This window comes from Arthrobacter bambusae, assembly GCF_022606295.1.
GTDB classification, from domain to species: domain Bacteria; phylum Actinomycetota; class Actinomycetes; order Actinomycetales; family Micrococcaceae; genus Arthrobacter; species Arthrobacter bambusae_A.
Window position 1 is genome coordinate 1 of the sequence record NZ_JAHHZS010000063.1, and the last position, 8,383, is coordinate 8,383.

8 protein-coding genes and 1 pseudogene are annotated in these 8,383 nt (G+C 58.2%); 3 read left to right on the plus strand and 6 right to left on the minus strand.

Annotated features, from left to right (window positions below):
* Both KNN17_RS21645 and KNN17_RS21650 read left to right on the plus strand, forming a co-directional pair.
* Positions 1-392: pseudogene (locus KNN17_RS21645) on the plus strand (hypothetical protein); the annotation flags it as partial.
* Positions 393-545: 153 nt separating this feature from the next.
* Positions 546-794, plus strand: coding sequence for a hypothetical protein (locus tag KNN17_RS21650; protein ID WP_241710912.1), 249 nt, complete (start codon positions 546-548; stop codon positions 792-794).
* 491 nt (positions 795-1,285) lie between these two features.
* Here KNN17_RS21650 and KNN17_RS21655 read toward each other — a convergent pair whose 3' ends face one another.
* The 4 genes from KNN17_RS21655 to KNN17_RS21670 all read right to left on the minus strand — a co-directional run bounded on the left by KNN17_RS21655 (position 1,286) and on the right by KNN17_RS21670 (position 5,181).
* Positions 1,286-2,341: a PDDEXK nuclease domain-containing protein gene (locus tag KNN17_RS21655; RefSeq protein ID WP_241710913.1), complete on the minus strand. Its 1,056-nt coding sequence runs from the start codon at positions 2,339-2,341 to the stop codon at positions 1,286-1,288.
* Between the two features lie 535 nt (positions 2,342-2,876).
* Positions 2,877-3,509 (minus strand): SLOG domain-containing protein, encoded by a 633-nt coding sequence (locus KNN17_RS21660; RefSeq protein ID WP_241710914.1) that lies wholly within the window; start codon positions 3,507-3,509, stop codon positions 2,877-2,879.
* Positions 3,506-4,675: a toll/interleukin-1 receptor domain-containing protein gene (locus tag KNN17_RS21665; RefSeq protein ID WP_241710915.1), complete on the minus strand. Its 1,170-nt coding sequence runs from the start codon at positions 4,673-4,675 to the stop codon at positions 3,506-3,508. Before KNN17_RS21665 ends, KNN17_RS21660 begins: the two co-directional genes overlap by 4 nt.
* A gap of 29 nt (positions 4,676-4,704) precedes the next feature.
* Positions 4,705-5,181: a TIR domain-containing protein gene (locus KNN17_RS21670; RefSeq protein ID WP_241710916.1), complete on the minus strand. Its 477-nt coding sequence runs from the start codon at positions 5,179-5,181 to the stop codon at positions 4,705-4,707.
* Between the two features lie 1,300 nt (positions 5,182-6,481).
* Between KNN17_RS21670 and KNN17_RS21675 the strand changes: the two genes are divergently transcribed.
* Positions 6,482-6,994: a hypothetical protein gene (locus KNN17_RS21675; protein ID WP_241710918.1), complete on the plus strand. Its 513-nt coding sequence runs from the start codon at positions 6,482-6,484 to the stop codon at positions 6,992-6,994.
* Positions 6,995-7,020: 26 nt separating this feature from the next.
* On the opposite strand, the gene KNN17_RS21680 is transcribed toward KNN17_RS21675, so the two are convergent.
* Together KNN17_RS21680 and KNN17_RS21685 are read right to left on the minus strand one after the other, a co-directional pair.
* Positions 7,021-7,473, minus strand: coding sequence for an HIT family protein (locus tag KNN17_RS21680; protein WP_241710919.1), 453 nt, complete (start codon positions 7,471-7,473; stop codon positions 7,021-7,023).
* The gene (locus tag KNN17_RS21685) at positions 7,470-7,976 is read right to left on the minus strand and encodes a TIR domain-containing protein (protein ID WP_241710920.1); all 507 of its coding nucleotides are present in this window, start codon (positions 7,974-7,976) and stop codon (positions 7,470-7,472) included. The genes KNN17_RS21680 and KNN17_RS21685 overlap by 4 nt, the downstream gene beginning before the upstream one ends.
* Between the last annotated feature and the right edge of the window lie 407 nt (positions 7,977-8,383).

The window sequence follows — 8,383 nt, forward strand, 5'->3', positions numbered from 1 at the left end:
CGGCCCCGTGGAACTGGAAGCACCTCAACGGTTCCGCCGCGGCGAAACTCCTGACCGGGCTGCGCGAATGGGTGGACTGGTACAACGACCGGTACGGCGTCGCAGCCGATTCAAGGATCCCCGGCTGCTGGTACCGGCACGCGCCCGTCGTGGAAGAACTCACCGGCGTCTGGGTCGCCTGGCGTGCCGCATACTACGGCCACACGACTCCGCTGGATGCCCCGGCGTACTGGCACGACCGGATCCTCTGGCCCACGTTCGACCGGATCACCAAAAGGCAATGGGGGATGGTGAACTGCATCAACGGCCACAAAGACCCCCGCCCCCAGCAGACGCCCTCCACCGACAATGGATTCGACGAATTCCTCAACACCCTCGGACAGGAAGAGTAAAGGAACCATCATGAACACCACCCCGGTGGCTGACCACGGAAGAAGCAATGCCGGTACCGGGTACCAGGGTGCCGGTCACGACGGGATTACGAAAGCACGTGGCTTATTGGGTGCCCGGATGAACACGAACAATAGCTCCGAACATCGGCGGCGGTGAAGCGCCGGCGCCGCGGCGTCGACTGGACGGTACTGGTTCAGCTGGTGGCCATGGTGCCCTCCCTTCGGGCGGGTCTGGGAATCGTCATCCTGGTGATCTCCCCTGGTCCTGGGATATGTCCCCAACAAGCCGGCGTGGGCGCGCGGTGGGCGCCGTTCGGGGCCGCTGCGCTGTGGTTCCTCCTCGGGTTCGTGTGGTTCGCGCCGTTCCTGCAGTCCTTTCTCGCCCAGTCCGTGGGCAGGTGAAGCGCCAGAATCATGAGGCTTGTACGCCGCACACGTGCTCGCCGAATGCGGCGTTCTTGTCATTCCAGAATGTAAAGCGTGTGTGCAGCCCAATTGTCCAAAGCACTTTGGACAATTGGCTTTTGAAGGGTCAACACCCCGGGAGCTGAGCAACCTTGGGGACACGGGCCACCCATCCAGCCCTTGATCGAGGCTTGGGCAGCAGCCCCCACACGCACTTGAGTGACGGGAGCGGCATCGAAAATTCCCAGCTCCCATCCCCGGGCGCTGCGGGAAACGCCTAGCAGCAACGCACGCATCCGAGAGCTGAGTCGCAATACCGCCACAGGCTGTGGCAGAAATACGATGCGCAACCACGGCCTGCTGCTGGACTGACACAGCCATATAAGAAGATTCCTATACCCGCGGACATTTTCTTATGCTTCACCGCCCTGCGCGGACCGCGCAGCCTCCTAAGCCGCCAGTATGACGAGATAGCGACCGCGTCGCGATCATTCGTCGTCGATGGATTCCTGGTTCCCGACAGTCCCTTGTTCCAAAGCAGCCGTGATCGCGGCGGGGGAGGGGAGTGCCTCACGCTCCTTGTCCGGGAGTGTCTCGTACGTGTACGAGGTGACGGCGATAGGCTGCGATGAGCCGTCGAGGGCGTAGCGGACGGTGGGGTCGTGTTTCGACCCGCACACGAGGATCCCGACCGAAGGCGCCATGCCGGGGAATTTCACGAGGTCGTTGACCGCCGCAACATAGAAATTCAACTGCCCCAGATGTTCCGGACGGAACCTACCAGCCTTAAGCTCAACCACCACGAACCTGTTTGTTGGCACGTGCACTAGAAGAAGGTCTATGTAGAAGTCCTCGCCTTCGACGTCCAGATGGTATTGGCGACCGTAGAATGCGAAGCCACGGCCAAACTCGGCCAACGTCTGGGACATGCGTTGCGTCATGGCTTCCTCGATGGCCAATTCTTCGGCTTCGGTGGTCAGCCCCAGGAAATCAAGGACAAGCGGATCCTTGGCGACGTTCTGAGCCAGCTCGGCGCCCCCTGTTGGCAGGCGTGATTCGAGGTTGTTGGGCGCGGCCCCGATCCGCCGGTGCAAGCCGGTGGCAATCTGGTGCTCAAGTACTGTGAGTTTCCACTTCTGCTCAACGGCCATTCCTGCGTACCAGTCGCGGACTTCAGGGTCCTTCAGCTTGAGCAGCTCGATGATGTGTCCCCAGCCCAGTGCCCCGATGCGGTCCCGCACCTCGGCATCTGTGAAGTCCCAGGCAGCGGCGAAAGACCGCATGTAGAACAGGTTCGAGCGGGAGAAACCACGCATGTGCGGGAATGAAGCCTTCAGATCCGACGCGAGGCGCTGCAGGATCTTCGAACCCCACGGTTCCTGCGTCTGTCGGCGCAGAATCGTGGCGCCGATGCCCCAATACATCTCCACCATTGCAGAACTGGCTGCCTGCTGGGCACGTAGCTGTGCGGCGGTCACCAGCTCCTTCAATGAAGCAAGTGTTCCTCTATATCCGCTGGGCAAGTCAGGTTCGATCGTGGGCACGCAACCACACTATCGGCTACGTCTGCCCTCGGCCGCTGGAGGTGGGCGCTTCAACTGTCCAAAGCGCTTTGGACAATTGCAACGAACGACCTGACGTGACTAACCGCGCCACGCGTTGAACGTCGACGTCGCAACCACCGTGTCTATCTTGCCGACGTGCAGAAGGGATGGAGCGGCCGACGCCGCCTGTGGCGTGTCATATGCGCTGTTATCGGCAGTGAGAACGGCTCGCACCGCGCAACGCCCGGTCAAGATCTTTGCCTTCTATCCTTTTCCAACTGTTACTTACAGTTGGCGCATACGTGGCCGGCGAACACCCCACGTTCGCCCTTTTGGCTACCACCATACTTCCGGAAGCCAAGGACCAGGGCGGCCCGATTCGCTGTCCTGCGTCAACTGAAATGAATAAAGTCTTCCAGTCTCGTTCCACTACAGTTGACGCGCCCTACGCCAGGAACCGGAATCTGCGCCAACTTCGATCTGACTGGCGACGCTAGGCAGCAGGCCCAAGCGACGGTTAGGGACCCGCGATGAATCACAATTCATCGGAAGGCGCCGGCCTTCCAATGCCCATGTTGGCGAGGGCTCTTAGCGCGAGAGAGCCGTATGCACGACCCCGAAGTTCCCGCACTGGCGGCACTGAAGAGTCATTGTCGCAGATCGGATCGATCCTGTCCCCAAGACGGGCGGCGAATCCTCCGGGCGCCTGATAGGCCAGACACTCAAGAATCGGATTTCGACGTCGGAGCGCCGAAAATTCCTCGCCTATGCCAGACATTCCGCCGATGAAGAAGGCGACGTCAATTGGCTCCGCCAGCATCTCGCGCCGTAACACCTCCAGGCTGGACTTCCGATCGTCACCCGCAGGTGTGAGGATCATCGACGCGCCTTCTGTATCCACAAGGCGCTGGACCTCCTGAGTTAGTTGAGGGCGGAAGTATTCGGACTGATAGACCGTGACCTGTGGGCCGGCACGGAGCATTGAAGCGATGTTGAGGACTATCGGGCTTATCGTCGGGTGTCCGCCGAATAGCAATCGACCCTTTGCGCGAAGCGCAGCCTCGATAGTTGCTGCCGCGGCGGCAGCGATGTCTGAAGGATATGACGGACCTGACTCATTTTCTCGTGAAGGTTCGGGGAAACTTGCCGAAAGGAAGATGGTCTTCATTGCTGAACTCGATCTGCCAGCAACATGAGTGGTGTGGACCTGATCGTCCGATGCTTCGACATCCACTCTAAGAGGGAGACCCTATCGGCATCGACGTCTTCACTTGGATGGACCACCCATCCGCGAGTTTTAGATCCCGGTTTCCGATGATGCCGCCGTAGCGTGTCCAAGCGCCGCAAGTCTGCCGCTTCAGGTGCTCGTGCGGTGACAAGTGCAACTTCCCTCTGAAGCCCTCGAATACCTAAAAGACCCCACTGATCGATGGGTCTCACGTCGTAGCCGAGCGCGGTCATTTCGGCCGAAGCTTCGAGCATCGTACTTTGCCGTCGGAGTGCGACAGCCTCCGCATGTCGTTCACCGATCGCCAGTAAAACTCTTTCCAGTGCCGAAGCAGTCAATTGACAAGACAAGCCGGGATCCTGAATATCCTTTGTGTTCATGCGAAGGCGCCAAGACTCGTGAATGGCTGGGTAGAGTTGCGGGTCGGACGTTTCTGGCGAGGTCAGTGACAGCAGACCGAGCCTTCTCTGCAAAGCGAAGGCAATTTCATGGTCGACCCATTGGCTCTCTGCCGCCGTTGGTGTTTCTAGGAGCAGTACGAATGCCTTATCCGCGAGCTCCCTATCCAGTCGCTTTTGAAAGTCAGCACCAGGGGGAACGCTGAATCTATCGAGAAAAACATCCCAACCTTCGTCGATGAGCGCCCGCCGGAGCTGGTCTGCCAAAGCGGTAGCATCGACCTGTCTATAGGAAATGAATATTCGTTGATCTTCCTCGGAGATCCCGCCCAGCTTCAGAACTTTTTCCGCCGTCGTCTCGGCGGTGTGGGACGGATCCCACGGACTTCCATTTATTGGATACAGAATCGATGGAACCTGGTTCCGATACGCCCCAGCCCTAGGGTCGTAAACAGGAAGCACGGGAATCATGTTCCGCATGCAGTCGCCCGCGGCTTCCGAGATGAACGCACTGGTTGCTGTGCCGGGACCACGGCTGAGTATCACTGCGATGGTATTTGGCTCATCCGGTTCCTGGGATTTGCTCAGAACGCTCGCATCATCGGTAATCTGAATTTCAGCGCGGCGAGCCCCAGAGTTGCGAGCACGCAGCAAAACTGCCGCGCCGAGGAGCTCAGCGTCCTCCTTTCGGTCTTCCGTGAGAATCACAAAGCGGTAGCTAGGGACCGGCGCTGACACTAGCGGCCTCGAGCTGCTGCGGCTTCATCGATCCAGGTACTCAAGTTTTCGTATCCGTCGTCGGCCACCCAGTCGTAAATCTTGACCTGGTCGGTCAGGGAGCCTCCATTGTTTTTGAGTGAAAAATGAGCGAAAGGATCAGCACCGGATGTGTCGGTTAGCCCGGAGAAGTTCTTAAGCTTGTGGATCCGGATACCAAGGAGACCCTTCCCGTTGTTCCATGAGTTCTCAATTTCGTAGTCAACCCATTTTCTCCTTGCAGTCTGGGCGCCGATTAGAACTGCAGTGACGCTGGCACCCTTGAGCCCCTCATCTATCAAGGCTTTTAGAGCGGTATCGCCCTTCGCTTTGCTCTCCTCCCATAGGGAGTGATCGATGAATCCGGTCTCTGGCTGCAAGAAGCCGGAGTTCCGGACGATGTTGACGCGACTGATATCGCGGTCGTAATGGAAAGAGAAGAAGACTTGACGTGCCACGAATGCCCCCAACGCGAGATCGGCCGAATACCGATAGTTATTAGGATGATATGTCCTTGGAAGGATGTGAGAAGGGAACATCCTTCACGTTCCGCACGCTGGCCGTTCGTTGGACCATTCCTGAGACCACGCTCCGGCGACCTTTAGGAGCTCAAAGGTCTTGATGGGCTTGTTGTTGTCCGAGTTTAACCTTCGAACTGCAGGCCGCTTGGCCGGTGCTAACAGATCTTCGACCGCAGCTTCTGTCGCGCTCTGAGTCGGTTGAAGGCGTCCCTTCGAGTGCGCGGATATTTCCGGCGGCGTTCGACGGGCAACTCGACCCAACGGGAATTATTTGTCTGTGGACGTCGAATCGGGTCCGCTTTCGCCCGTCTCGCTTCGACGGCTCCCACACGGGAGAATGTCGTTGGATCGATCGGGCGCGCGATGCGCTTCACGGTCTATGGGGCTTCGCATATTCGCCGTTCCTCAGAGACCATATGCAAAAGACCGACGGCGCGTGCCTTTGGGGCGCCAGGACCTAATTAGGGTTGCCTTCGATCAGTACTTCGATCGGGCTTGATCATTCAGTGGGGATTCATGCCAGGAACCAGGCCTTCACAGTTTGTGGGGATTCCACTTGCTCGATGTAAGTAAAGATCATGTGCGCATCACGCAGCCGCTTGCACTACTTTATCGGCGCGACTTGGTTGAATGGGAGGTAAGAGAAAGGAAGCAGGGTGGCGAGTTATTACACGTTGGACGAACTGCGTGGGAGGTCGGGAGGCCTCACCGCGTCAGCGGCTCAAGAACAGCTAAGGCGAATCACTAAGTCCGCGGACCAATCATTCGACGTGTTTCTCAGCCATAGATTCCAGGACGCTCAAGCAATCGTGGGGCTTCGGAACCTGTTCACTGGTCAAGGTCTGCGTGTATACGTTGACTGGATCGATGATCCGGAGCTGGACCGGACTCGCGTTTCTTCTTCGACTGCAGTGCGGCTACGGGAGAGGATGCAACAGTGCAAATCGTTGGTGTACGCGACCTCGCGGGCCGCGAGCAGGTCACGTTGGATGCCTTGGGAATTGGGGTACTTCGACGGGATTCGGGGCGGATCGCGCATATCGATCATGCCCGTCGAGGATCATGGGAGGAACGAATTCGACGGACAGGAGTACCTGGGGCTGTACAAGGTAATTGAGAAGGTCCGTGTGGAGGAGGGCATACTCCGCCCGTATGCGGTGAGTCCTTCGCGACGTCAGGCTGAACGGTTGGACTCCTTCGCTCGAGGTCAGGCGCGGTTCGAAGACTTGGTGACCTCATGAGTGCCGAGGCGAGCGAGGGGAAACTCGTGGTAGAACGGTCGGATCACCACAAGCACATGGATTACGTCCAAGCGGTGATCAACCGGCTTGCTGGTAATTCATTTCTAATGAAGGGCTGGGCATTGACGGTGTCCTCGGCGTTGCTGGGACTAGCAGTGTCACAGAGCAAACCGCTGATGGCGCTGATTGCCGCAATGCCAGCCTTGGCTTTTTGGATACAGGACACCTACTTCCTCCGTCAAGAACGTGCGTTTCGAGCGATGTTCGACGACATTGCGGCGAAGGAGATTTCAGGATTTGAGATCAGGCCAGCGCCATACGCGAAACGTCAGCGGTGGCGTCTTGCATGGTCGATCAGCCTCTCGGGGTTCTATGGATCCATCATCGTTGTAAGCGTCCTTGTTTGGGCGACGTTCGCACTCACCACGGGAACGGCGACAGATAAGAACGGTTCGTGTACAGCACCATGCGTCCAACCGGCGAAAACTCCGCCTGCGGTCGGCAGCTGAGGGTGGGAGACGACTCCACTCTTGGGTCAGTTGCCTTTGGATTCGGCGAAGGCTGTGCGGAGGTCGGCTGCCATCTGATCGAGGTTGGCGGGTGACCAGTCGGCGTCCGGCGGCCACATCTCTGGCATGCGGTCGCCGGGTTGGCGCGGAACGACGTGCACGTGTAGGTGGAATACCGTCTGGCCGGCTGCGAGCCCGTTCGACTGGATGAGGTTAATCTGCCGGGTGCCTGCGGCGATTGCGACTCCCTCCGCGACCCGACTGGTGGCGTACGCAAGTTTCTGTCCCAACCAGGGATCGACGTCCCAGATGTCGCGAACGTGCCGCGTGGGGACGACAAGGGTGTGGCCAGCTACGGCCGGTACATCTGGCAGGAAGGCGATAACGTCATCGCTCCGCCACACCACGCGGGCAGGCCCGTGACCCTGTACAATCCCGCAGAACGCGCAGCTCTCTTCGCCCGGTGGGGAAGAAGTCATGGTCGTTTATACCCGCTTGCCGCCCAAGTGGCGATGTTTGTTTGGATCGCAGCGTAGATGTCGGAGCTGTTCGGCGCGTATTTTCCCGTGTAGTCGGAAGGATCGTACACCGGTACATAGTCGGCATAAGTCCTCGTGCTGTCGGAGAAGCCGAACGAGGCGAACGGATTTGCACCTGGCTGATCGGTGCTCTGCTGGGAGTCCTTCAATCCGTGAATACGGATGCCCAGCAGAGGCTTCTTGATCGACCATGCGCGAGAGATTTCGTACTTAACGAATTTTCGCGAAGCAGTCTCATTGCCAATTAAAACGATGACGGCTTTCTTGTAATTCATTTGCTCATCGATCCACGCCTCAACGGCCGCGTCGCCCCGCCTCTTGACCTCTTCCCAGTTCTGCGCGGGAAGTTCCGGTTGTTGGTCTAGAGCGCCCATATTCAGGATTTGCTGGACCCTCCAGTGATCGCGTTGATAGTGGAAGCTTACGAAGGATGAACGTGCCATCTGGTCCTCCTCGACCCAACTCTTAACCCCTGCTGAGGACGTGCCTGTAACGTCCGGATGTGAGCACATCGTACGACGCAATCTGACAATGACCGCCGAGAACACGGTACCGCTGGGGAACTCTGACTGAGATGAGCCGGTACGCCCAAACCCACCATTTCCAGCAAGTATTAGATCCAGCAGTTTCATTGCGGGACACAGGTCTGCACTACCAGAGCCCATTGCCCAGAACGCTCGGCAGAGAAGTTACTGAGCTTGCGCAACGAATCGGTCCGGACGCGGGCCAAAGTCCTCAGTCAGTCAGAGCACAACCGTTGCGGAAAAGCGAGAAGAAATCTAAACTGCATTCATAGAGAAGTTTTGTCCTGTCATACTGACAACCTTACATAAGGCAGGTTATCGGCTAA